The organism is Pseudomonas sp. BIGb0278 (assembly GCF_024809895.1).
GTDB classification, from domain to species: Bacteria; Pseudomonadota; Gammaproteobacteria; order Pseudomonadales; family Pseudomonadaceae; genus Aquipseudomonas; species Aquipseudomonas shirazensis.
In genome coordinates, this window is record NZ_JANUEL010000010.1 from 23,631 (window position 1) to 45,535 (window position 21,905).

At 62.8% G+C, this 21,905-nt stretch carries 20 protein-coding genes and 1 pseudogene; 11 read left to right on the forward strand and 10 right to left on the reverse strand.

What is annotated here, in order from left to right:
- Nucleotides 1-244: 244 nt before the first annotated feature.
- On the reverse strand, nt 245-3,265 hold the full coding sequence (locus M2396_RS23845) for an FAD-binding and (Fe-S)-binding domain-containing protein (RefSeq protein WP_259078974.1): 3,021 nt from the start codon (nt 3,263-3,265) through the stop codon (nt 245-247).
- A 151-nt stretch (nt 3,266-3,416) separates the two neighbouring features.
- Between M2396_RS23845 and M2396_RS23850 the strand changes: the two genes are divergently transcribed.
- Entirely contained in the window at nt 3,417-4,301 is an 885-nt protein-coding gene (locus M2396_RS23850) for a LysR substrate-binding domain-containing protein (protein WP_259078975.1), read from the forward strand.
- A gap of 67 nt (nt 4,302-4,368) precedes the next feature.
- On the opposite strand, the gene M2396_RS23855 is transcribed toward M2396_RS23850, so the two are convergent.
- The 6 genes from M2396_RS23855 to M2396_RS23880 all read right to left on the reverse strand — a co-directional run bounded on the left by M2396_RS23855 (nt 4,369) and on the right by M2396_RS23880 (nt 10,749).
- Entirely contained in the window at nt 4,369-5,790 is a 1,422-nt protein-coding gene (locus tag M2396_RS23855; protein ID WP_101317689.1) for an amino acid permease, read from the reverse strand.
- Nucleotides 5,791-6,387: 597 nt separating this feature from the next.
- The gene (gene rluB, locus M2396_RS23860; protein WP_101317687.1) at nt 6,388-7,494 is read right to left on the reverse strand and encodes a 23S rRNA pseudouridine(2605) synthase RluB; all 1,107 of its coding nucleotides are present in this window, start codon (nt 7,492-7,494) and stop codon (nt 6,388-6,390) included.
- 142 nt (nt 7,495-7,636) lie between these two features.
- A complete protein-coding gene (scpB, locus tag M2396_RS23865) occupies nt 7,637-8,401 on the reverse strand; it encodes an SMC-Scp complex subunit ScpB (protein ID WP_150569809.1) in 765 nt (254 codons plus the stop codon).
- Nucleotides 8,402-8,421: 20 nt separating this feature from the next.
- Nucleotides 8,422-9,135 (reverse strand): ScpA family protein, encoded by a 714-nt coding sequence (locus M2396_RS23870; protein ID WP_181088302.1) that lies wholly within the window; start codon nt 9,133-9,135, stop codon nt 8,422-8,424.
- Between the two features lie 110 nt (nt 9,136-9,245).
- Nucleotides 9,246-9,875, reverse strand: a complete 630-nt coding sequence (locus tag M2396_RS23875; protein ID WP_101317683.1) for an L-threonylcarbamoyladenylate synthase — start codon at nt 9,873-9,875, stop codon at nt 9,246-9,248.
- Between the two features lie 13 nt (nt 9,876-9,888).
- Nucleotides 9,889-10,749, reverse strand: coding sequence for a PHP domain-containing protein (locus M2396_RS23880; protein WP_101317681.1), 861 nt, complete (start codon nt 10,747-10,749; stop codon nt 9,889-9,891).
- 67 nt (nt 10,750-10,816) lie between these two features.
- On the opposite strand from M2396_RS23880, the gene M2396_RS23885 reads away from it, so the two are divergent.
- The 6 genes and pseudogenes from M2396_RS23885 (at nt 10,817) to M2396_RS23910 (ending at nt 14,592) form a co-directional block, all read left to right on the forward strand.
- Nucleotides 10,817-11,413 carry a septation protein A gene (locus M2396_RS23885; protein WP_186698563.1) on the forward strand — a complete coding sequence of 199 codons (597 nt, stop codon included), beginning with the start codon at nt 10,817-10,819 and terminating at the stop codon, nt 11,411-11,413.
- 1 nt (nt 11,414) lies between these two features.
- Complete coding sequence (locus M2396_RS23890; protein WP_150569811.1) at nt 11,415-11,714, forward strand: YciI family protein; 300 nt, start codon at nt 11,415-11,417, stop codon at nt 11,712-11,714.
- A gap of 118 nt (nt 11,715-11,832) precedes the next feature.
- Nucleotides 11,833-11,916: pseudogene (locus tag M2396_RS23895) on the forward strand (translation initiation factor 2); the annotation flags it as partial.
- A gap of 7 nt (nt 11,917-11,923) precedes the next feature.
- Entirely contained in the window at nt 11,924-12,601 is a 678-nt protein-coding gene (locus M2396_RS23900; protein ID WP_101317674.1) for a response regulator transcription factor, read from the forward strand.
- A 173-nt stretch (nt 12,602-12,774) separates the two neighbouring features.
- Nucleotides 12,775-13,191 (forward strand): Spy/CpxP family protein refolding chaperone, encoded by a 417-nt coding sequence (locus M2396_RS23905; protein WP_101317672.1) that lies wholly within the window; start codon nt 12,775-12,777, stop codon nt 13,189-13,191.
- Between the two features lie 66 nt (nt 13,192-13,257).
- Nucleotides 13,258-14,592 carry a HAMP domain-containing sensor histidine kinase gene (locus M2396_RS23910; RefSeq protein ID WP_150572177.1) on the forward strand — a complete coding sequence of 445 codons (1,335 nt, stop codon included), beginning with the start codon at nt 13,258-13,260 and terminating at the stop codon, nt 14,590-14,592.
- A gap of 54 nt (nt 14,593-14,646) precedes the next feature.
- Here M2396_RS23910 and M2396_RS23915 read toward each other — a convergent pair whose 3' ends face one another.
- Nucleotides 14,647-15,201 (reverse strand): NAD(P)H nitroreductase, encoded by a 555-nt coding sequence (locus M2396_RS23915; protein WP_101317668.1) that lies wholly within the window; start codon nt 15,199-15,201, stop codon nt 14,647-14,649.
- Between the two features lie 148 nt (nt 15,202-15,349).
- Here M2396_RS23915 and M2396_RS23920 point away from each other — a divergent pair, with 148 nt between their 5' ends.
- The gene (locus tag M2396_RS23920) at nt 15,350-16,804 is read left to right on the forward strand and encodes a TrkH family potassium uptake protein (RefSeq protein WP_150569813.1); all 1,455 of its coding nucleotides are present in this window, start codon (nt 15,350-15,352) and stop codon (nt 16,802-16,804) included.
- Here M2396_RS23920 and M2396_RS23925 read toward each other — a convergent pair.
- The gene (locus tag M2396_RS23925; RefSeq protein WP_259078977.1) at nt 16,761-17,816 is read right to left on the reverse strand and encodes an AraC family transcriptional regulator; all 1,056 of its coding nucleotides are present in this window, start codon (nt 17,814-17,816) and stop codon (nt 16,761-16,763) included. The two genes, M2396_RS23920 and M2396_RS23925, sit on opposite strands and share 44 nt — an antisense overlap.
- A gap of 154 nt (nt 17,817-17,970) precedes the next feature.
- On the opposite strand from M2396_RS23925, the gene M2396_RS23930 reads away from it, so the two are divergent.
- Both M2396_RS23930 and M2396_RS23935 read left to right on the forward strand, forming a co-directional pair.
- On the forward strand, nt 17,971-18,282 hold the full coding sequence (locus tag M2396_RS23930) for a DUF962 domain-containing protein (RefSeq protein ID WP_101317662.1): 312 nt from the start codon (nt 17,971-17,973) through the stop codon (nt 18,280-18,282).
- 158 nt (nt 18,283-18,440) lie between these two features.
- On the forward strand, nt 18,441-19,331 hold the full coding sequence (locus tag M2396_RS23935) for a DMT family transporter (RefSeq protein ID WP_220633265.1): 891 nt from the start codon (nt 18,441-18,443) through the stop codon (nt 19,329-19,331).
- Here M2396_RS23935 and M2396_RS23940 read toward each other — a convergent pair whose 3' ends face one another.
- Nucleotides 19,332-19,613 (reverse strand): SelT/SelW/SelH family protein, encoded by a 282-nt coding sequence (locus M2396_RS23940; RefSeq protein WP_259078978.1) that lies wholly within the window; start codon nt 19,611-19,613, stop codon nt 19,332-19,334.
- Between the two features lie 67 nt (nt 19,614-19,680).
- Here M2396_RS23940 and M2396_RS23945 point away from each other — a divergent pair, with 67 nt between their 5' ends.
- Nucleotides 19,681-21,867, forward strand: a complete 2,187-nt coding sequence (locus tag M2396_RS23945; RefSeq protein WP_259078979.1) for a patatin-like phospholipase family protein — start codon at nt 19,681-19,683, stop codon at nt 21,865-21,867.
- Nucleotides 21,868-21,905 lie beyond the last annotated feature (38 nt).

Sequence of the window (21,905 nt, forward strand, 5' to 3'; positions counted from 1 at the left end):
AAGAGCACACCGTTGCCGCCCACTCTGAACCGACGCCAGCCGTCGAGCAGAATGGCGACGATACATCCAGCGCTGATCAGGAATAACCGCGCACGGCAGTGTGAAAACGGCTGAACACGGGAAACCCCACTTCATCACGTTTTCACACCGTCCAGAGTGCAGCTGGCAAGCCCAGCCTCATCAGACAGACCTACCGCCCCCTCCTGCGGTCACCTCTCCATGACTCCCTCCACCTCGCTGAAATTCAGCGCAGGGCAAACTGCAGCACGACTTCGAGCGGATGGCGCAACTGCTTGTCAGCCAGGCGCTTGACCTGACTGCGGCAGGAATAGCCAGTCGCCAGGGGCTCACCCTGTTTATCCAGCTTGGTCGCCCACGACTGCTCGAAGATAGTCCGCGAGGTCTGCTGGTTGCGCGCCTCATGCCCATAAGTGCCAGACATGCCACAGCAGCCGGTGGCCTCGGTGACCAATGTCAGGCCCATACGTGCGAAGACCTGCTCCCATTGCCGAGTGCTGGCCGGTACGTTGGTTTTCTCGGTGCAGTGCGCCATCAAGCGGAAGTTGGCGCCAGTGGCTGGCACTTGCTCAGGCAGCACATCGATCAGCCATTCCTGCGGCAACAGCACTTTCGGGCAGTCCTGCAGCCCCTCGACCTTCTGGTATTCCTGGCGATACACCAGGGTCATGGCCGGGTCCAGGCCTACCAATGGCACGCCACAGTCGGCCAGTGCCTTGAGCTGGCTGCCGTTGCGGATCGCCGCCTTGGCGAACGCACCGAGGAAGCCCTGCACGTGCAGCGGCTTGCCGTTGGCGCTGTAGGGCGCGAGGAAAACACGGTGGCCGAGGCGGTGGGCAAGCTCGATGAATGACGCCAACAGCGGCGTTTCGAAGTAGCGGGTGAAGGCATCCTGCACCAGCACGATGCTGCGCTCGCGCTGGGCGGGGGTCAGTTCGCGCAGGGTCGGCACAGTGGCCATCTGCACACGGCAACGGGTCAGCGTCGCCTGGAAGTTGAAGCGGCTGATCAATGGGCTGTCGACCATGCCGACTTTGTCGGCCAGCAACTTGCTGACCCACTTCGAGCCCATCACCGCGTTATACAGGCCCGGCGCGTGGGCCAAGTACGGGATGCTGAATTCCAGCGAGCCAATCAAGTAATCGCGCAGTGGCCGCTGGTAACGGCCGTGGTACAGCTCAAGGAAGCGCGAGCGGAAGTCCGGCACGTTGACCTTGATCGGGCACTGGCCTGCACAGGATTTACAGGCCAGACAACCCGCCATTGCGTCGTACACCTCGTGGGAAAAGTCGACCTCCCCCTGCTGCTGTGCACGGTTGTTGCGCAGCCGCGTCGGCAAGCCCTTGAGCCAGGAGACCTTGCTGCGTGCCGCAGCCAGCACGTCGATATCCGCCGCCCCTTGCAGGCGCAGCCACTCGCGCATCAACGAGGCACGGCCCTTGGGCGAATGCTGGCGCTCGCGGGTGGCCTTCCAGGACGGGCACATGGCGTCGTTGGGGTCGTAGTTGTAGCAGGCGCCGTTGCCGTTGCAGTGCACCGCGCTGCCAAAGCTCTGCCAGACGCGCTCGTCGATGGTCCGGTCGAGGTCACCACGCAGGGTCACGCCATCGACCTTGGTCAGGCCTTCGGCGCTGTCCGGCGGGGTGCAGATCTTGCCGGGGTTGAGCTGGTTGTGCGGATCGAACGCGCCCTTCAGGCGCTGCAAGGCTGGGTACAGCGCGCCGAAATACTCCGGCACGTATTCCGAGCGTAGGCCCTTGCCATGCTCGCCCCAGAGCAGCCCACCGTAGCGCTTGGTCAACGCTGCCACTGCATCCGAGATCGGTTTGACCAGCGCCGCCTGGGCCGGGTCTTTCATGTCCAATGCCGGGCGCACGTGCAGTACGCCGGCATCGACGTGGCCGAACATGCCATAGGCCAGGCCATAGCTGTCGAGCAGCGCGCGGAACTCGGCAATGTAGTCGGCCAACTGCTCGGGCGGCACTGCGGTGTCTTCGACAAACGGCTGCGGGCGCACTTCGCCATCGACGTTGCCCAGCAGGCCGACCGAGCGCTTGCGCATGGTGTATACGCGGGTGACCGCCTCGGCGCCCTCGGCCAGGGTGTGGCCGAGCCGTTCTACACCTTTGTCAGTCTGCAGATGGCCGATGAAAGCCTGCACCCGGGCATTCACCTCGGCAGGGTCATCACCGCAGAACTCGATCAGGTTGATGCCCAGGGTTGGCCGCTCGGCATCCGCCGGGAAGTACTCGGCGACGCTGTGCCAGACGATATCCTGCATCGCCAGCAGCAGCACCTTGGAATCGACCGTTTCGATCGACAGCGGCTTGTGCGCCATCAGCGCATTGGCATCGCGCAGAGCATCCATGAAGCTGCTGTAGCGCACGTTGACCAGCACTGCGTATTTGGGGATCGGCAGCACGTTGAGCTTGGCTTCGACCACATAGCCCAGCGAACCCTCGGCGCCGCACAGCACGCTATTGAGGTTGAAGCGGCCCTGCTCGTCGCGCAGGTGCGCAAGGTCATAGCCGGTCAGGCAGCGATTGAGCTTGGGGAAGGTGGTCTCGATCAGTTCTGCCTGGGTTTCATGAATGTCGCGAGCAATGCGATACACCTCACCGGCGCGGCCGGGTGCGGCACAGGCCTGCTCCAGCGCAGCGTCATCGATCGGCAGGCTGTGCAGGCGTTCGCCGCCGAGCAGCACGCTGTGCAGTTCGAGCACGTGGTCGCGAGTCTTGCCGTAGGTGCAACTGCCCTGGCCGCTGGCATCGGTGTTGATCATGCCGCCAACGGTGGCGCGGTTTGAGGTAGACAGCTCGGGGGCGAAGAACAACCCGTGCGGTTTGAGCGCAGCATTGAGCTGGTCTTTGACCACACCCGCCTGGACCCGCACCCAACGCTGCTCGACGTTGATCTCGAGGATGTTGTTCATGTGCCGCGACAGGTCGACGATGATGCCATCGGTCAGCGACTGGCCATTGGTACCAGTGCCGCCGCCGCGCGGGGTCAGCTTGATGCCGGCAAAGCGCGGCTCGCTCATCAGTGCTGCAACCTTGGCCACGTCGTCTGCGTGCAACGGAAACACCGCCGCCTGCGGCAGGCGCTGGTAAATCGAGTTGTCGGTCGCGAGCACGGTACGGGTGGCGTAGTCGGCGCTGATCTGGCCGGCGAAGCCACTGCCACGCAGGGCTTCGAGGAATTCTGGGTAATTGGCGGCAGGCGCGCTGGTGTGCAACTGGGCGATCATCGTTGGATGGCCTCTTGATATGGGCTGATTCACGGTAAACCTGTCATTGCGGCATGCATCGCGCAGGCACTGATGACGAATAGGCCAATGTTCCTGTAGTTTGCCGCTGGGGGCAAACGGATATTCCTGCCGCTATTGATGAGCTTTATGAATGAATTACCGCCACCTGACGCCCTCGATGTCACTGCTGCTGGCCTTCGAGGCAGCCGCCCGGCATGAGAGCTACACCCGCGCCGCCGCCGAGCTGTCGCTAACCCAAAGCGCGGTCAGCCGCCAGGTCCAGGCGCTGGAACAGCAACTGGGCCTGACGCTGTTTCGCCGCGAGGGCCGTCAGGTGCAGCTCACCGACGTCGGCCGGCTGTACCAGGGCGAGCTCAGCGAGGCGCTCGGGCGCATCCGCAGCGCGACCTTGCAGGCCTTGGCGTACCAGTCCGGCGTGGGCACACTGCGGCTGGCCACCCTGCCCACCTTCGGCTCGAAATGGCTGCTGCCACGCCTGCATGAGTTTTACGCGGCGCACCCGGGCATGCTGGTGCATATTCATTCGCGCATCGAAGCGATCAATTTCGACACCAGCGAAATCGACGCCGCCATCGGCGTGGCCAGCAATGACTTGCCCGGGCTGATCTGCCATCGCCTGCATGCCGAGCAACTGCTGGTGATCTTGCCGCCGGACGCAGCCCGCGATGGCCAGCAGTGGGACCCAACCCGGATCAGCCAGGAAGTAATGCTGAACGTGGCCAACAACCCTCATGCATGGGGCGAATGGTTCTCCCATCAGGAGCTGCCACACCGATCGATGCGCCTGGGGCCGAGCTTCGAGCTGACCTCGCATCTGATCCAGGCGGTGCGCGCCGGCATCGGCATTGGCCTGGTGCCGCGGATTCTGGTCGAGGAAGAATTGGCCAAGGGCGAGCTGTACAGCCCCGGCGCAGCTTTTGCCAGCCAACGCAGCTACTACCTGATCTATCCGCCGCGCAACGAAGCGTTGCCCTCGCTGCGGGCATTCCGTAGCTGGTTGCTGGCGCAGATCTGATCTGCAGCGAATAAAAAACCCGATGTCAGTGACCTGACATCGGGTTTTGGGTAAAGCCCGCGACCGTTTACTTGGCCACGCTCTCTACAACTGCCTCGGCAGGACCGGCACGTTTGCCGCCCTTGAGGACATAGGCCAGGTACATCACCAGCAGCCATACCGGGATGGCGTAGACCGACACCTGGATACCCGGGATCATCAGCATGGTGCCGAGGATCAGCACCACAAAAGCCATCACCAGGTAGTTGCCGTAGGGGTACCACAACGCCTTGAACAGCGGTTTCTGGCCAGTACGGTCAAGGTGCTGGCGGAACTTGAGGTGCGAGAAGCTGATCATCGCCCAGTTGATCACCAGCGCGGCCACTACCAGCGACATCAGCAGCTCGAGCGCATGCTGCGGCATGAAGTAGTTGAGCAGCACCGCTACCAGGGTGACCGCTGCCGAAGCCAGAATCGAACGAACCGGCACGCCGCGCTTGTCGATCTTGGCCAGGCCTGCTGGCGCATCGCCCTGCTCGGCCATGCCGTAGAGCATGCGCGCATTGCAGTAGGTGCCGCTGTTGTACACCGACAGCGCCGCGGTCAATACCACGAAGTTGAGCAGGTGCGCAGCAACGTCGCTACCCAGCAGCGAGAACACCTGCACGAACGGGCTGCTGCCGTAGCTGCCGCCGGCGGCTTCGATGCTGGCGACCAGGGTATTCCAAGGGGTCAGCGAGAGCAGGATCACCAGCGCGCCAATATAGAAGATCAGGATGCGATAGATGACCTGATTGATCGCCTTGGGGATGACGGTTTTCGGCTTGTCAGCCTCGGCCGCCGTAAAACCGAGCATCTCCAGGCCGCCGAACGAGAACATGATGATCGCCAGCGCCATCACCAGCCCCGTTACGCCGTTGGGGAAGAACCCGCCATGCACCCACAGGTTGGTGACCGACGCTTCCGGGCCGCCACTGCCTGAGGTGAGCATGTAGGCGCCCAGGCCGATCATGCCGACGATGGCCACGACCTTGATGATCGCGAACCAGAACTCGGTCTCGCCGAACACCTTCACGTTCATCAAATTGATGGCGTTGATCAGCAGGAAGAACGCCGCCGCGGTGACCCAGGTCGGTATCTCTGGCCACCAGTAATGGACGTACTTGCCCACTGCCGACAGCTCCGACATGCCCACCAGGATGTACAGCACCCAGCAGTTCCAGCCCGACAGGAAGCCGGCAAAACCGCCCCAGTACTTGTGCGCAAAGTGGCTGAAGGAACCTGCCACAGGCTCCTCGACAATCATCTCGCCGAGTTGGCGCATGATCATGAAGGCAATGAAGCCGCAGATGGCGTAGCCGAGGATCATCGACGGGCCGGCAGACGCCATCACTCCGGCTGAGCCGAGGAACAGGCCGGTACCAATCGCGCCGCCGAGGGCGATCAACTGGATGTGGCGGTTTTTCAGGCCCCGCTTGAGCTCGCCTGACTGCTTGATTTGTCCACTCATGAACGAAGTCACCTGCTTGTTTTTATCTGTGACGGAATCGGACCCACCGCACTCGTGGCGCAGCGGAATGGGCAAGGTGGTTACCTTGGATTTTTTCTGGATTCACGGGACGCGACGGGCAACAGGCCCAGGATCGGTCAGCCGGGAGTCAGCAGAAATGCGCGGTACGCAAGGGGGTCACAGGTAAAACGCGGCGCATTGTATACCCTCGCAAGCGCGCAGGCGTCAACGCGATGCGTCATTTCCTGTAGGAAAAGCGCACCGATCCGGTGGGAAGAGCCAGTTGTGGCGAACTGATCGGCGTACATTGCGCCTCCATTTGTTGTTTTATTAGCCGGGCTCTTTGGCCGGGCTGTGCACAGGGCATGGGGCTATATCAGCGTGTTGCGGGGCACTGGGCAAGGGCCTGGTTGGGTGCAGGGAGGGCTCTGCGGCGGGGGTTTGGCAAGTTTGCGTTACGCGGGGAGCGTTTGCTTGGGGAATCGGGAGATTCCGTAAGGATTTCTTTACGAGGCGGATGGAAAAGTTGCCAGGCATTGCGCCTGGGTTTGCCATCGAAACCACTGGGGCCGCAAAGCGGCCCCAGATCACACGCTATCAGCCGCGCGGCTTGCCGCGACCACCGCCAGCAGGCTTGCCGCCAGTTGGGCGACCGCCACTGGTGCGGGCACCATCAGGCTTGTTGGTGCGCTTGCGTACATCGCTCGGACGCTCGGCTACCGCACTGGCGACCGGGGCACGGCTGCCCTTGCGCGCAGCCGCGCTGTCTTCACGCGGCGCACGGGCCGGGCGCTCGGCCTGGCCTTCCTGCGCCGGGCGCAGATTGCGTACGCGTTCGCCACGGCCCAGCGGACGGCTGGACTTGCGCTGCATACGCTCCATCTTGTCCTTGGCCTTGAGGTTCAAGGTCGGCAGCGCAACCGGCTGCAGGCCCACTTCAGCGGCAAGGATGTCGATTTCGTACTGGCTCATTTCGCGCCAGCGACCCATTGGCAGGTCGGAGTTGAGGAACACCGGACCGAAGCGCACACGCTTCAGACGGCTGACGATCACACCTTGCGACTCCCACAGGCGACGTACTTCGCGGTTACGGCCTTCCATCACCACGCAGTGGTACCAATGGTTGAAGCCTTCGCCACCCGGCGCTTTCTGGATGTCGGTGAACTTCGCCGGGCCATCTTCAAGCACTACACCAGCCTTGAGTCGATCGAGCATTTCGTCGTCGACTTCGCCGCGCACACGTACCGCGTACTCGCGGTCCATCTCGTAGGATGGGTGCATCAGGCGGTTGGCCAGTTCGCCATCAGTGGTGAACAGCAGCAGGCCGGTGGTGTTGATGTCGAGACGACCGATGTTGATCCAGCGGCCCTCTTTCGGCCGTGGCAGGCGATCGAACACGGTTGGACGGCCTTCCGGGTCGTCACGGGTGCAGATTTCGCCATCTGGCTTGTTGTACATGATCACCCGGCGGGTGGCCTCGGAGGCCTCCACGCGCTTGATCAGCTTGCCATCGACCGAGATCGCGTCATGCATGTCGACACGCTGACCAAGGGTCGCGGCAACGCCGTTGACCTTGATCCGGCCCTGGCTGATCCAGGCCTCGACATCCCGACGCGAGCCCACGCCGATGCGGGCGAGAACTTTTTGCAGTTTTTCGCCGGATGGAGGAATAGGTTGGGTATCGAGCAGCTCTTTGTCACTCATCTGGGCACCTCCCGGTGTAAGAATGAAATGCGGTATCTGGCCACGAATGGGCCAGAGGGGCGCGCACTATACGCGGTTCATCAGCCAAGCGCACTGCAGAGTAGCGCCTTTTACGCAGGCAGCCAGGCTTTGCGCCGAACGGTCAACTCAGTTCGGCGTCATCTTCGGGCAACGGATCAGGCTGCGCCTCGGGCAGGTCTTCAAAATCAATCTTCAGACCTTCTTCCATCGCATCCAGCTCGACCAGCAGGCTGCGGAAGCTGGTCTCGGTCGGCGGCTCGCCCACCTCTTGCTCGCCCAGGCTGGCATCAGCCAACGCCTGCAGATGCGCCGGCACCGGGGCGTCGTCCGGGTCAAGCAGGGGCTCGGGCTCCATCTCGCGAAGCTCGGCCAGGGCTGGCAACTGGTCAAGGCTCTTCAGGTTGAAGTGATCGAGAAACGCCTTGGTAGTGGCAAACATCGCTGGGCGCCCCGGCACTTCACGGTAGCCGACGATGCGGATCCACTCGCGCTCCATCAGCGTCTTGACGATGTTGGTGTTGACCGCCACACCACGCACGTCTTCGATCTCGCCGCGAGTGATGGGCTGGCGGTAGGCAATCAGTGCCATGGTTTCGAGCAGGGCCCGCGAGTAACGCTGCGGCCGTTCTTCCCAGAGCCGGCCTACCCAAGGCGCAAAGTTCTCGCGGATCTGCAGGCGATAGCCACTGGCGACCTCTTTGAGCTCAAAGGCGCGGCCATTGCAGGACTTGGCCAGCAATTCGAGGGCCTTCTTGAAGACAGCCGGTGCCGGACGCTCGGTTTCATCGAGCAGCTCGTACAGCCGTTCAAGCGATTGTGGCTTGCCCGAGGCCAGCAGAAAAGCCTCGATCAGCGACGCCAGGTCGCGCGGTTCATTCAGGTTCATTGGAGTTGGGTCGGCTTGTTTCAGTCGGTCCGCGCACGGACATGGATCGGGGCGAAGGGCTCATTCTGCACCAGTTCGATCAGCGATTCCTTAACCAGCTCCAGAATCGCCATGAAGGTAACCACCACGCCAAGCTTGCCCTCTTCGACGGTGAACAACTCGACAAAGGGCACAAAGGCGCCGCCCTTGAGGCGCTCGAGCACCTCACTCATACGCTCACGGGTAGAGAGTGTCTCGCGGCTGATCTGGTGGCTCTCGAACAGGTCATTGCGGCGCATGACTTCAGCCATCGACAGCAGAATCTCTTCCAGGCTGACATCGGGCAGCAATTTGCGCACCTGCGCCTGCGGTGCGTCCAGCCTGGGAATGATCACGTCGCGGCCAACCCGGGCGAGGGTGTCGATGCCCTCGGCTGCGGCCTTGAACCGCTCGTACTCCTGCAAGCGGCGGATCAGCTCAGCCCGCGGATCGCCCTCCTCCTCTTCAACCTCGCTGGAGCGCGGCAACAGCATGCGCGACTTGATCTCGGCCAGCATGGCGGCCATCAGTAGGTATTCTGCGGCCAGTTCGAGGCGCACCGACTTCATCAGCTCGACGTAGGTCATGTACTGGCGGGTGATTTCCGCGACGGGAATATCAAGGATGTCGATGTTCTGCTTGCGAATCAGGTACAGCAGCAGATCGAGCGGGCCTTCAAATGCCTCAAGAATCACTTCAAGCGCATGCGGAGGGATGTATAGGTCCAGCGGCAGCTCGGTAACCGCCTCGCCATACACCAGCGCCAGCTGCAGTTGCTGCGGTACTGAAAGATCGCTGGCCGCTGCCTCGGGCTGCGCCAGTTGATTCACGCATCCACCAGGAACGGCGTCGGATCGCCACAGCCAACCCGGATCACTTCAGGCTCGTCGCCGCTGAGGTTGATCACCGTCGACCCTTCGACGTTGCCAAAGCCGCCGTCGATGATCAGGTCGACGTGATGTTCCAGCGCCTGGCGGATCTCGTAGGGGTCATTCATCGGCTCTTCGTCGCCGGGCATGATCAGGCTGACGCTCATCAATGGCTCGCCCAGCTCGGCCAGCAACGCCAGCACGATCGGATTGGACGGCACGCGCAGGCCGATGGTGCGGCGTTTTTCATGCAGCAACAAGCGCGGTACTTCGCGCGTGGCATTGAGGATGAAGGTATACGGCCCCGGCACATGCGCCTTGAGCAGGCGGAACGTGGAAGTGTCGATCTTGGCAAACAAGCCCATTTGCGAGAGGTCGCAGCACAGCAGGGTGAAGTTGTGGTTCTTGTCGAGCTGGCGCAAACGGCGCACCCGTTCGATGGCGCTCTTGTCGCCGATCTGGCAACCCATGGCATAGGCGGAGTCGGTCGGATAGACCACCACCCCACCCTTGCGAATGATTTCCACTGCCTGTTTGATCAGGCGCGGCTGCGGGTTCTCCGCATGAATCTGGAAAAATTGGCTCACTAAATCGTCCTGTTCAAACCGCCATAGGCTGCTCATGCTTGAATCGACGCCACAGAGGTGGCAGGTCCTCAGGCAATGGCCGATAGGCACCGATCTCGCCCCAGGTGCCGGGGCCGTGGAAATCACTGCCAGCGCTTGCCAGCAGGCCGAACTCACGGGTAAGGATGGACATGGTGCCCACCTGCTCAGCCGGCATCATGCCGTTGACCACTTCAAGTGCCTGCCCGCCTGCTTGAATATAGTCGGCAATCAGCCGTCTACGCTTGCTGCGGGTCAGTTCGTAGTGCATCGGATGCGCCAGGCTTACCCAAGCGTTGGACTGGCGCAGGGTCGCGACAGTTTCCTCGAGTGTAGGCCAATGCAGCTTCACATCGCCCAGCTTGCCGGCACCGAGCCATTTGCGAAACGCTTCGCCGCGGTCCTTGACGTGTCCGGCACGCACCAGGTAGTCGGCAAAGTGCGGCCGCGCCGGAGCATTGCCGCTGTCGCCGAGTTCTTGCTGCACCGCGCGAGCACCTTCGAGGGTGTTGGGCATGCCCTTGGCAGCCAGGCGTCGGTCGATTTCTTCGGCGCGCAGCCAGCGACCACGGTGCAAAGCTTCGATTGCGCTCAGCAACGGCGGCGCATCGAGAGGAAAATCGTAACCCAATATGTGGATGGTCGCGCCGCCCCAGGTGCACGACAACTCGATGCCGCTGACCCAGTGCATACCCCGTTCAATGCAGGCCTGGCGGGCCTCGGGCAGGCCTTCGATGGTGTCGTGATCGGTCAGGGCGAAAGTCTGCACGCCGTGCTCGTGGGCGCGGGCGACCAGAATCGAAGGCGCCAGGGCGCCGTCGGAGGCCGTGCTGTGACAGTGCAGATCAACATTCATGGAGGAGCGCTTTCGCTGGAATCGATGTTTGATATTATGCCGTCACATCCCGCTTCTGGCTGCCATTGTGAAACAATTCGTCGATTTCATTCCGTTGCTGCTGTTTTTCATCGTCTACAAGCTCGACCCGCGCCCACTCGAAGTAGCCGGTCACAGCTTCGAATTCGGCGGTATCTACAGCGCCACTGCGGTGTTGATCGCAAGCTCGCTGGTGGTCTACGGCGCGCTGCTGATCCGCCAGCGCAAGCTGGAAAAAGGCCAATGGCTGACCCTGCTCGCATGCCTGCTGTTCGGCGGCCTGACCCTGGCTTTCCACAGCGAAACCTTCCTTAAATGGAAAGCCCCGGTGGTCAACTGGTTGTTTGCCCTGGCTTTTGCCGGCAGCTACTTCATCGGTGATCGGGTGCTGATCAAACGCATCATGGGTCACGCCCTGACCCTGCCGGATGCGATCTGGGCACGGCTGAACCTGGCGTGGATCTGCTTCTTCCTGATCTGCGGTGCGGCCAACCTGTTCGTGGCCTTTACCTTCCAGGACTTCTGGGTCGACTTCAAAGTGTTCGGCAGCCTCGGCATGACCGTGATCTTCCTGGTCGCCCAAGGCGTCTACCTGTCGCGCCACCTGCACGACAGCGACTCAACTACCCCCAAGACCGAGGATTGACATGCTCTACGCCATCATCTCCAGCGACGTCGCCAACTCTCTGGACAAACGCCTGGCCGCGCGCCCTGCGCATATCGAGCGCCTGCAGCAGCTGCAAGGCGAAGGCCGCGTGGTCCTGGCTGGGCCACACCCGGCCATCGACAGCAATGACCCGGGCGCTGCCGGCTTTACCGGTAGCCTGATCGTCGCCGAGTTCGACAGCCTGGCTGCAGCGCAAGCCTGGGCCGATGCCGACCCGTACGTGGCTGCGGGCGTGTATGACAAGGTGGTGGTCAAGCCGTTCAAGCAGGTCATGCCATAACCCGCTGCACCTGCCGGCCCTGCCCGCAGGGCCGGCATCCAATCGCCCTCATCTAATCCGACGAGCGGCCGATACCCCTCAGTCAACACCGCCGAACCGACAAATGTGCTGCGTAATTGGCGCAGACGTTGCACTGTTCTCGGTAGTCTGCGGTATCTTTGCCACTGGCGGACACAGAAGACGCCGTCAATGGTTGAATTGAGTGAGTCATGAGCGAGCTGTTACTGATTGATGATGACCAGGAGCTCTGCGAGCTGCTTTGCAGCTGGCTGACCCAGGAAGGTTTTGTAGTGCGGGCTTGCCATGATGGCCGCAGTGCGCGTCAGGCCCTGGCCGAATGCGCGCCGGCGGCCGTGGTGCTGGACGTGATGTTGCCCGATGGCAGCGGCCTCGAGCTGCTCAAGCAGCTGCGCAGCGAGCACGCCGAACTGCCGGTGCTGATGCTCTCGGCACGCGGCGAGCCATTGGACCGGATCCTCGGCCTGGAACTGGGCGCCGACGATTACCTGGCCAAACCCTGCGACCCCCGCGAGCTGACCGCCCGCCTGCGCGCCGTATTGCGCCGCAGCCACCCGGCAGCGCCGAGCAGCCAGGTCGAAATCGGCGATCTGGCGTTCAGCCCAGCCCGTGGCGTGGTCAGCGTCGAAGGTCGCGAGATGACCTTGACCTTGTCCGAGAGCCGCATCCTCGAGGCGCTGCTGCGCCAGCCTGGCGAGCCGCTGGACAAACAGGAGCTGGCCCAGATCAGCCTTGGCCGCAAACTGACGCTGTATGACCGCAGCCTGGACATGCACGTGAGCAACCTGCGCCGTAAAGTTGGGCCCCACCCCGACGGCCGCCCGCGCATCGTCGCCCTGCGCAGCCGTGGCTATTACTACAGCCTCTGAGCCCTGCAGCAGACACAGGCAAGCCGCGCGACGCGGCTTGCCTTTCGCTCTAATGAGCCGCAACGCCCTGCAACCTCTTTACCTTGCCTTTACCTTGACCTGACTGCGCCTGACCTTGATCTCCCTAAACTGGGCTCATCCGGTAACAACCGGCCCATGAGAGGAGAAACACCATGCGCAAGACCCTGATCGCTCTGATGTTTGCCGCTGCCCTGCCAACCGTAGCCATGGCCATGCCAGACGGCGGTCCACGTCACGACGGCCCGCATCACCGCGGCAATGCGCCTTACGCCCAGCTCGACCTGACTCCGGAGCAACGCCAGCAGATCGGCAAGCTCAAGGGCGACGGCATGAAAGCCCAGCGCGAGATTACCAAGCGCTACCTGGACAAACTGCCGGCGGCCGATAAAAAAGCCATGCAGGACGAGCTCAAGGCCCGTCACGACAAGACCGACAGCGAGATCCGCGGCCTGCTCAAGCCCGAGCAACAGAAGATGTTCGACGCGCAGCAGAAAGAACGCGCTGCACGCAAGGCTGAATGGAAGGAATTCCAGGCCTGGAAAGCTGAAAAAGCCGGCAAGGCTCAGTAAGCTGTAACCCACTGCCCGGCCCGCTCAGAAGCGGGCCGGGCTTTTCTCGTTTGTGGAGGTCTCGTCTTGCGTTCATTGTTCTGGCGCATCCTGGCCAGTTTCTGGCTAGCCATCGCCCTGGTCGCAGGGCTGTCGATCCTGCTTGGCCATATGCTCAACCAGGACAACTGGATCCTCAGCCGTCACCCAGGCCTGAATACCCTGGCCAGCGGCTGGGCACAGCACTATGAACAAGACGGCGTGGCCTCGGCCCAGCGCTTTCTAGAACGGCGCAAGCAGCGCTACAAGGTCGATGTGCAGGTACTCAACGACGCCGGCGATGCGGTGGTGCCGGGCACCTTCCCGCGCCGTGCGGCCGATTTTGAAGCGCGCCAGCACAATGACCAGCGGCGCTTGCCGTGGCGCCGATTGACCGAGGAATACACCAGCCCCAGCAGCGGCGAGACCTACCTGCTGATCTACCGCATCCCGCACCCGGAGCTGGATGCCTGGCACCGCGAAAGCCTGCTCTGGCCACTCAGCGCGCTCGGCATCGCCCTGGTGGTGCTGACCTTGTTCAGCCTGTTGGTGACGCTGTCGATTACCCGCCCGCTGAGCCGCCTGCGCGGCGCCGTGCATGACCTTGGCCAGACCAGCTACCAGCAGAACAGCCTGGCCCAACTGGCGGCCCGGCGTGACGAGTTCGGCGTGCTGGCGACCGACTTCAACAAGATGGGCGCGCGCCTGCAGAGTTTGATCGGCAGCCAGCGCCAGTTGCTGCGCGACGTCTCGCACGAGCTGCGCTCACCGCTGGCGCGCCTGCGTATCGCCCTGGCGCTGGCCGAACGCGCGCAACCCGAGCAGCGCCAAGCCCTGTGGCCGCGCCTGACCCGCGAATGCGACCGACTGGAAGACCTGATCAGCGAGATTCTTGCCCTGGCCCGAGTCGATGCCGAGCAGGCGTTGGTCGAGCCGATCGACGTCAACGCTCTGCTGGGCAGTGTGCGCAAGGACGCGCAACTGAGTGCGCCGGAGCAGGAGATTCGCCTGGAAGCCGCGCCCGGGCTGACCTTGCAGGGCTGGCCGACGCTGGTCGAGCGCGCCGTGGATAACCTAGTGCGCAACGCATTGCGCTTCAATCCCAGCGGCAAACCGATCGAGATCAGCGCCAGGCTTGAGCAGCAGCGGGTGCTGATAACTGTGCGTGACCATGGTCCAGGGGTTGCGCCGGAGTATCTTGCTCAACTCGGCGAGCCGTTCTTCCGTGCACCGGGACAGGACTCCGCCGGTCATGGGCTTGGTCTGGCGATAGCACGGCGTGCAGCCGAGCGGCATGGTGGCAGCCTGATCCTGAGCAACCATGCCCAGGGAGGCTTCGTTGCTCGTCTGGAGTTCCCGGTCACGGCCGTCGTTGGCAGTTGATCGAGCGCTCCTTTACACCGAAAGCGGCGGGGCGCAGAGCGCCCCTTGCACGACTCAGCCCCAGGCGCGGACGAAGTCGGCCGTGTCCAGCACAGGCGCGGTGCGGGGCTCGTTGAGCGGCGTTCCGAGGTACAGGTAGCCTATCAACTCCTCGTTGGCCTCCAGCCCCAGGCCTTGATGAACATGGGCGTCGAAAGCCATGTCGCCGGTACGCCAGACAGCGCCGATACCCTGTGCATGGGCGGCGATGAGGATGCCGTGGGCAGCGCAACCGGCGGCCAGCCGCTGCTCGGACTTGGGCACCTTGAAGTGATCCTGCAGACGCGCGATAACCACGATCAGCAGCGGTGCGCGCAGCGGCATGGCGCGCGCCTTGTCCAGTGCGGCCTGGCTGGCGTCGCCTTTATTGGCCAGCGCTTCGGCAAACAGCTCACCAAGCTTGGCCCGGCCTTCGCCCTCGATGGTCAGAAAGCGCCATGGGCGCAGCTGGCCGTGGTCCGGCGCACGCAACGCCGCCTGGAACAACCCCTCGCGTTGCGCCGCATTGGGCGCCGGCTCGGTCAGGCGTGGCACGGATACACGGTTGAGCAATGCGTCGAGAGCCTCCATCGGCTACCCTCCTGGCAGATAAAAAGTGCTGCCATTCTGCACTATCGACGCCTGCCATGGCAGCACCGCTGCATCTGCCAAGGGCGTTTACTTAACCAGCCCCACAGGTAGAATGGCGCCCTTTCCGATTCGAGTCAGAGCAGATCACATGGCGTTGCCGACCTTAAGAATCATTGGTTTCATCATCGGCATCTTCCTGATCACCCTGGCGGTCAGCATGGTCGTGCCGATGGCCACGCTGCTGGTGTTCGAACGCACCGGCGACATGCCGTCGTTTCTCTGGTCAAGCCTGATCACCTTCATCGCCGGCCTGGCGCTGATCATCCCAGGCCGCCCCGAGCACGTGCACCTGCGCCCACGCGACATGTACCTGCTCACCGTCAGCAGTTGGCTGATCGTCTGCGTGTTCGCGGCGTTGCCGTTCCTGTTGACTCAGCACATCAGCTATACCAACGCCTTTTTCGAGAGCATGTCGGGGATTACCGCCACCGGTGCGACGGTGTTGAGCGGGCTGGACACCATGTCTCCTGGCATTCTCATGTGGCGCTCGATGCTGCACTGGCTGGGTGGTATCGGCTTTATCGCGATGGCGGTGGCGATCTTGCCGTTGCTGCGCATTGGTGGCATGCGCCTGTTCCAGACCGAGTCTTCTGACCGCTCGGAGAAGGTCATGCCGCGCTCGCACATGGTCGCCAAGTCGATCGTGCTGGTGTACGTCGGCATTACCTTCCTCGGCAGCCTGGCGTTCTGGTGGGCGGGCATGAGCCTGTTCGATGCGATCAACCACGCCATGTCGGCGATCTCCACCGGCGGTTTTTCCACCTCGGACCTGTCGCTGGCCAAGTGGGACATCCCGGCCGTGCACTGGGTTGCGGTAGTGGTGATGATCTTCGGCAGCATGCCGTTCACGCTGTATGTGGCGACGCTGCGCGGCAATCGCCGAGCGCTGTTCAAGGATCAACAGGTGCAGGGCTTGCTGGGCCTGCTGGTGATCACCTGGCTGGTACTTGGCACCTGGTACTGGGCAACCACCGAACTGCACTGGCTGGATGCCCTGCGCCACGTCGCGCTGAACGTCACCTCGATCGTTACCACCACCGGTTTCGCCTTGGGCGACTACAGCCTGTGGGGCAACTTCTCGCTGATGCTGTTTTTCTATCTGGGCTTTATCGGTGGCTGCTCCGGCTCGACGGCCGGCGGGATCAAGATTTTCCGCTTTCAGGTTGCCTACATCCTGCTCAAGGCCAGCCTCAATCAGCTGATCCACCCGCGCGCGGTGATCAAGCAGAAGTACAACGGCCATCGCCTGGATGAAGAGATCGTCCGCTCGATTCTGACTTTCTCGTTCTTCTTCGCCATCACCATCTGCGTAATCGCCCTGCTGCTGTCGCTGCTGGGAGTGGACTGGATGACAGCGCTGACCGGCGCCGCGGGCACTGTGTCCGGCGTAGGCCCGGGCCTGGGCGAAGTGATTGGCCCAGCGGGCAACTACGCCACTTTACCGGATGCCGCCAAGTGGATCCTGGCCGGCGGCATGCTGCTCGGCCGGCTGGAAATCATCACCGTGCTGGTTCTATGTATGCCGGCGTTCTGGCGTCACTGACCGCCTCGGCGCCCAGCCGCGAGCGGTATTCGCTGGGGGTGGCGTCGAACCAACGGCGAAATGCCCGGTAGAAATTGCTCGGGTCGGAAAAGCCCAGCAAGTAGGCGGTTTCGAGCAGGGTCATGCCTGATTGGGCCAGGTACTGCTCGGCCAACTCGCGACGGGTGTCGTCGAGCAGCGTCTGGAAACTGGTGCCCTCCTCCTGCAAACGCCGCTGCAGGGTGCGCTGAGACATGTGCAGCGCCTGCGCCACGGTTTCGCGTTTGGGCTCGCCCTGGGGCAGGATCCGGCACAACACCTGCCGCACCCGGTGGGTGACGCGGCTTTCCGAGAAGCGGGCCAGATATTCGCCGGCAAAGCGGTCATGCAACACCGCCATGGCTTCATTGGCGGTGGGCAATGGCGCTTCCATATCGGCCCGCTCGAACACCAACGCGTCGTGAGCAGCGCCAAATACCAGCGGCGAGTGAAAGGCTACCTTGTAAGGCTCGATGTCGTCAGGCTGTGGCCCTTGGATAAGCACGCGCCGCGGCTGGATCGGTCGCCCGCTCAACCATTTGCTCAGCGCCAGCGCGCACGCCAGCGAGGCTTCGGCACTGTGGCGGGTTGGCGGCAGGTGATCGCCGTGCACGGTCAGCACCAGCGAGTAACCCTCAGGCCCGAGGCGGAAGCTCAGGTCCGAGCTTTCGGCGATGATCCGCTGGTAGCGCACCAGCCGTTCGAAGCCCTCGGCCAGGGTACGGCTGGACATCAACGCATAACCGACCACATGAAACGATGCCGGGCGTACCACCCGCGCCATGTTCAAGCCGATCGCCTGGTTACCCGACAGATCGACCGCCAGTTGCCACAGGCGGGTCATCGAATCCTGCGGGAAGCGCGCGTCCGGGTCATCCAGCGCAGCGAAGTCCAGGCCGAGTTCCTTGAACATGGCCTGGCAGTCGAGGCCTTCCAGCTCGAGGGCCTTGACGATGCCGGATGCCCAGCTGGCGGATGTGGTTCTTTCACTCATAACCGGCTTCTTGTGCTGACCGCTCCTGCGGTGAATGCCAAGGATACTCAATTGGCGCTTATTGTCACTGGCCCGCTTTGCCTATGACTCTAGACTCTAATCAGGCTCCACGCCGTGTACCCACGCCATAAGCAGTTGCTCAGGGAGCGAAATAATGGACCGCACAGCGCAGTTTCGCAGTTTTGCCGAGTTCTACCCCTTCTACCTCGGCGAGCACAGCAACCCCACCTGCCGGCGGCTGCACTTCGTCGGCACCAGCCTGGTGATAGCACTGCTCGCCTACACCATTGCCAGCGGCAAATGGTTGTTGCTGTTGTTGATCCCGGTTGCCGGATATGGCTTTGCCTGGATCGGGCATTTTGTCTTCGAGAAGAATCGCCCAGCGACGTTCGATCATCCGTGGTACAGCCTGATCGGCGACTTCGCGATGTTCCGTGACGTCTTGCTGGGCAAGGTCAGCTTGTAAGGCGCCAGGGCTGCGTACACGCTGATGCGCGGCACGGGGATGGGCGAATTGGCCACAGACAGCGCCCCCGCCAGCGCTTAAACTGGCTCGCACCTGTCATCAGCCATCGCTGCGCCACGCCTCGTACCTATCGCCAGCGGTCCGCACAGAGGACTCCCATGACACCCCGCACCGCCCTCGGCGCTCTGCACATCGGCGCGCTGCTGTTTGGCCTGACCGGTGTCTTCGGCAAGCTCGCTGTCTCGGCCAGCCCGGCCATCATTGTTTTTGGCCGTGCCGCCTTCGCCGTGCTGGCGCTGGGTCTGTTTGCCCAGTTCATGCGTCAGACCTGGCAACCACTCAAAGGCGCTGATGTGCGCCGTCTGCTGTTTGGCGGCGTGTTGCTGGCCGGTCATTGGGTGAGCTTTTTCATCGCGGTCAAGGTTGCCGGCGTGGCCATCGCCACCCTGGGCTTTGCCAGCTTCCCGGCGTTCACGGTGATCCTTGAAGGGCTGTTGTTTCGCGAGCGCATCCGTCGCAACGAGCTGATGCTGGTCGTGCTGGTGAGCATCGGCCTGATCCTCGTCACGCCCGCCTTCGACCTGGCCAGCGAGGCCACCAGTGGCCTGCTCTGGGCATTGTTTTCGGGGCTACTGTTCTCGCTGCTGTCGCTGACCAACCGCGCGGGTGGCGCGCGCTTGCCGGCGGCGCAGGCAGCGCTCTGGCAGAATCTGGTGGTAGCGCTGTGCCTGGTGCCGTTCGCAGCGCCGGGTCTGGCCGACGTTCGCGCTGTCGACTGGCTCTGGATCAGCCTGCTTGGGGTGTTCTGTACCGGCATTGCGCACAGCCTGTTCGTCGCTGCGCTGGCGGTGATCAAGGCGCGCACCGCCGCCGTGGTGTTCGGCATGGAGCCGGTCTATGGCATCGCCGTGGCCTGGGCGTTATTCGCCGAGCGGCCTTCGCTGACCATGCTCGCCGGCGGCGCCTTGATCGTGCTGGCGATCATCCTCTCCAGCCGCCTGGCCAGCGAGCCGGCCAGCGCCGCCAAGCCTGCAACCCAGGGCAGCTGATCAGCGATCGTTGTGGCCGAGGTCACGCTGCGGGTCGATCTGGTCGCGTACGCGCTGTTTGAGCTGCTTGGCCTCGGGGAAGCCGCCATCCGCCTTGCGCTCCCAGATCTGCACACCGTTGCAGGTGACCCGGAACACGCCACCGGAGCCTGGCTCCAGCGCGACCCGGGCCAGATCGTCGGCAAAGGTACTGAGCAGCTCCTGCGCCAGCCAGGCGGCGCGCAGCAGCCATTGGCACTGAGTGCAATAATTGATGACTATTTCGGGCTTGCTCGCAGACATGATCAACTATCTCCAGAGTGTTGGCCGCTTATACTAGCGGCCTTTCCCTCTGCTTTGAGACTGGACGATGCACCGCTTGCTGTTGTGCCTGATGCTGCTGCTTACCTGTTTGCCGATCACAGCTGCCGAAAACACCCGGCCCAAGGTCGGCCTGGTGCTGTCTGGCGGCGCAGCCAGGGGCCTGGCGCACATCGGCGTGCTCAAGGCGCTGGAAGAGCAAGGCGTGCGCGTCGATGCCATTGCCGGCACCAGCATGGGCGCGGTCATTGGCGGCCTGTATGCCTCGGGCTACAGCGTCGAAGAGCTGGAAAAACTCGCCATCACACTCGACTGGCAGCAGGCGCTGTCCGATGCGCCACCGCGCAAGGACGTGCCGTTCCGGCGCAAGCAGGATGATCGCGATTTTCTGGTCAAGCAGAAGCTGAGCTTTCGCGACGACGGCAGCCTGGGCCTGCCGCTGGGGGTGATCCAGGGTCAGAACCTCGCCCTGCTGCTGGAAAGCAAATTGGCCCACACCGCTGATACCCGCGACTTCGACAAACTGCCGATCCCCTTCCGCGCCGTTGCAACCGACATCGCCAGTGGCGAAAAAGTGGTGTTCCGCCGTGGCCACCTGCCGCAGGTGATCCGCGCCAGCATGTCGATCCCGGCGGTGTTCGCCCCAGTCGAGATGGATGGGCGCTTGCTGGTCGACGGCGGCATGGTCGACAACATCCCGCTGGATGTCGCCCGCGAGATGGGCGTCGATCTGGCCATTGTGGTCGACATCGGTACTCCGTTGCGCGACCGCAAGCAACTGAACACGGTAGTGGATGTGCTCAACCAGTCGATCACCTTGATGACCCGGCGAAACTCCGAAGAGCAACTGGCCAACCTGCACCGCGATGACATCCTGATTCAGCCGCCCTTGGCGGCATTCGGCGTCACTGACTTCGGCCGCACCGCCGAGATGATCGAGGCCGGCTACCGCGCCACCCGTGCTCTTGATGCCCGGCTGGCTACACTGCGCCAGGCGGAGGGCGATACTCAGCTCGCCATCGCCCGCTCGCCGCGCCAGCGCACCCCGGTGATTACCGCAATCAAGGTCGAGAATGATTCGAAGGTCAGCGACGACGTGATCCGCTACTACGTTCGCCAGCCGATTGGCGAGCCACTGGAGCTGGAGCGTCTGCAGACCGACATGGGTACCCTGTATGGCCTGGATTACTTTGACGGTGTGCAGTACCGCGTGGTGCACAAGGGCGACGACAACACCCTGGTGATCAAGGCCAGCGGCAAACGCGGCGGTACCGACTACCTACGCCTGGGCCTCAACCTGTCGGACGACATGCGCGGCGACAGCGCCTTCAACCTCGGCGCCAGCTACCGCATCAATGGCATCAATCGGCTGGGCGGTGAATGGCTGACGCGGGCGCAGATCGGCGATCAGCAAGAGCTGTACAGCGAGTTCTATCAGCCGCTGGACATCGGTTCGCGGTATTTCGTCGCGCCGTATCTGGATCTGGGTTCACAGAACATCGAAGCGACACTGGAAAATGACCCGATCGCCGAATACCGCTTGCAACGCTATGGTTTCGGCATCAACCTCGGCCGCCAGATCGGTACCTATGGCGAGGTGCGTGCAGGCGTGGGCAAGGCCTGGGGCAACGCCGACGTTCGCATTGGTGATCAGGACCTGCCCTCGGTCAGCTTCAACGAAGGTTTCTACGAGCTCAAGTACTCGTTCGATACGCTGGACAACGTGTACTTCCCGCACAGTGGCGAAGACATCGGCCTGACTCTGCGCAACTACGACAAGTCGCTGGATTCGGACAGCAACTATCGTCAGTGGGAGCTGAACGTGGACAAGGCACTCAGCAGCGGCGCCGACACGCTGGTGCTTGGCGGGCGCTACGGACGCACGCTGAACGACGCCGATGTGGTCACTTCGAGCTTCGTGCTCGGTGGCGCCCGGCAGCTGTCGGGCTTCCGTCAGGATTCGGTGTCGGGGCAGAACATCAGCCTGATGCGGATGGTCTATTACCGGCGCCTGACGCCACGCGCCTACCTGCCGCTGGACTTCCCGCTGTACATCGGCGGCTCGCTCGAACGCGGCCGGGCCTGGAACAACGACAATGACTTCGACAGTGGCTACATCAACGCCGCGAGCATATTTTTAGGGTTGGAGACGCCGCTAGGGCCGTTGAACCTCAGTTATGGGGCCAACAGCGAGCAGCAGAAAGCGGTGTATCTCAATCTGGGCCACACGTTCTGATTGAACGCGCCCGGGGCTGCCTCTGCATGGCAGCCCTG

What these genes read in the sequence shown, in the direction of transcription:
- M2396_RS23930 (WP_101317662.1), top strand. Translation starts at nt 17,971, where the DNA reads ATGGACCGCACAGCGCAGTTTCGCAGTTTTGCCGAGTTCTACCCCTTC.
- M2396_RS23925 (WP_259078977.1), bottom strand. Translation starts at nt 17,816, where the DNA reads ATGAGTGAAAGAACCACATCCGCCAGCTGGGCATCCGGCATCGTCAAG.
- M2396_RS23905 (WP_101317672.1), top strand. Translation starts at nt 12,775, where the DNA reads ATGCGCAAGACCCTGATCGCTCTGATGTTTGCCGCTGCCCTGCCAACC.
- rluB (WP_101317687.1), bottom strand. Translation starts at nt 7,494, where the DNA reads ATGAGTGACAAAGAGCTGCTCGATACCCAACCTATTCCTCCATCCGGC.
- M2396_RS23915 (WP_101317668.1), bottom strand. Translation starts at nt 15,201, where the DNA reads ATGGAGGCTCTCGACGCATTGCTCAACCGTGTATCCGTGCCACGCCTG.
- scpB (WP_150569809.1), bottom strand. Translation starts at nt 8,401, where the DNA reads ATGAACCTGAATGAACCGCGCGACCTGGCGTCGCTGATCGAGGCTTTT.
- M2396_RS23855 (WP_101317689.1), bottom strand. Translation starts at nt 5,790, where the DNA reads ATGAGTGGACAAATCAAGCAGTCAGGCGAGCTCAAGCGGGGCCTGAAA.
- M2396_RS23850 (WP_259078975.1), top strand. Translation starts at nt 3,417, where the DNA reads ATGAATTACCGCCACCTGACGCCCTCGATGTCACTGCTGCTGGCCTTC.
- M2396_RS23940 (WP_259078978.1), bottom strand. Translation starts at nt 19,613, where the DNA reads ATGTCTGCGAGCAAGCCCGAAATAGTCATCAATTATTGCACTCAGTGC.
- M2396_RS23935 (WP_220633265.1), top strand. Translation starts at nt 18,441, where the DNA reads ATGACACCCCGCACCGCCCTCGGCGCTCTGCACATCGGCGCGCTGCTG.
- M2396_RS23880 (WP_101317681.1), bottom strand. Translation starts at nt 10,749, where the DNA reads ATGAATGTTGATCTGCACTGTCACAGCACGGCCTCCGACGGCGCCCTG.
- M2396_RS23890 (WP_150569811.1), top strand. Translation starts at nt 11,415, where the DNA reads ATGCTCTACGCCATCATCTCCAGCGACGTCGCCAACTCTCTGGACAAA.
- M2396_RS23845 (WP_259078974.1), bottom strand. Translation starts at nt 3,265, where the DNA reads ATGATCGCCCAGTTGCACACCAGCGCGCCTGCCGCCAATTACCCAGAA.
- M2396_RS23920 (WP_150569813.1), top strand. Translation starts at nt 15,350, where the DNA reads ATGGCGTTGCCGACCTTAAGAATCATTGGTTTCATCATCGGCATCTTC.
- M2396_RS23900 (WP_101317674.1), top strand. Translation starts at nt 11,924, where the DNA reads ATGAGCGAGCTGTTACTGATTGATGATGACCAGGAGCTCTGCGAGCTG.
- M2396_RS23945 (WP_259078979.1), top strand. Translation starts at nt 19,681, where the DNA reads ATGCACCGCTTGCTGTTGTGCCTGATGCTGCTGCTTACCTGTTTGCCG.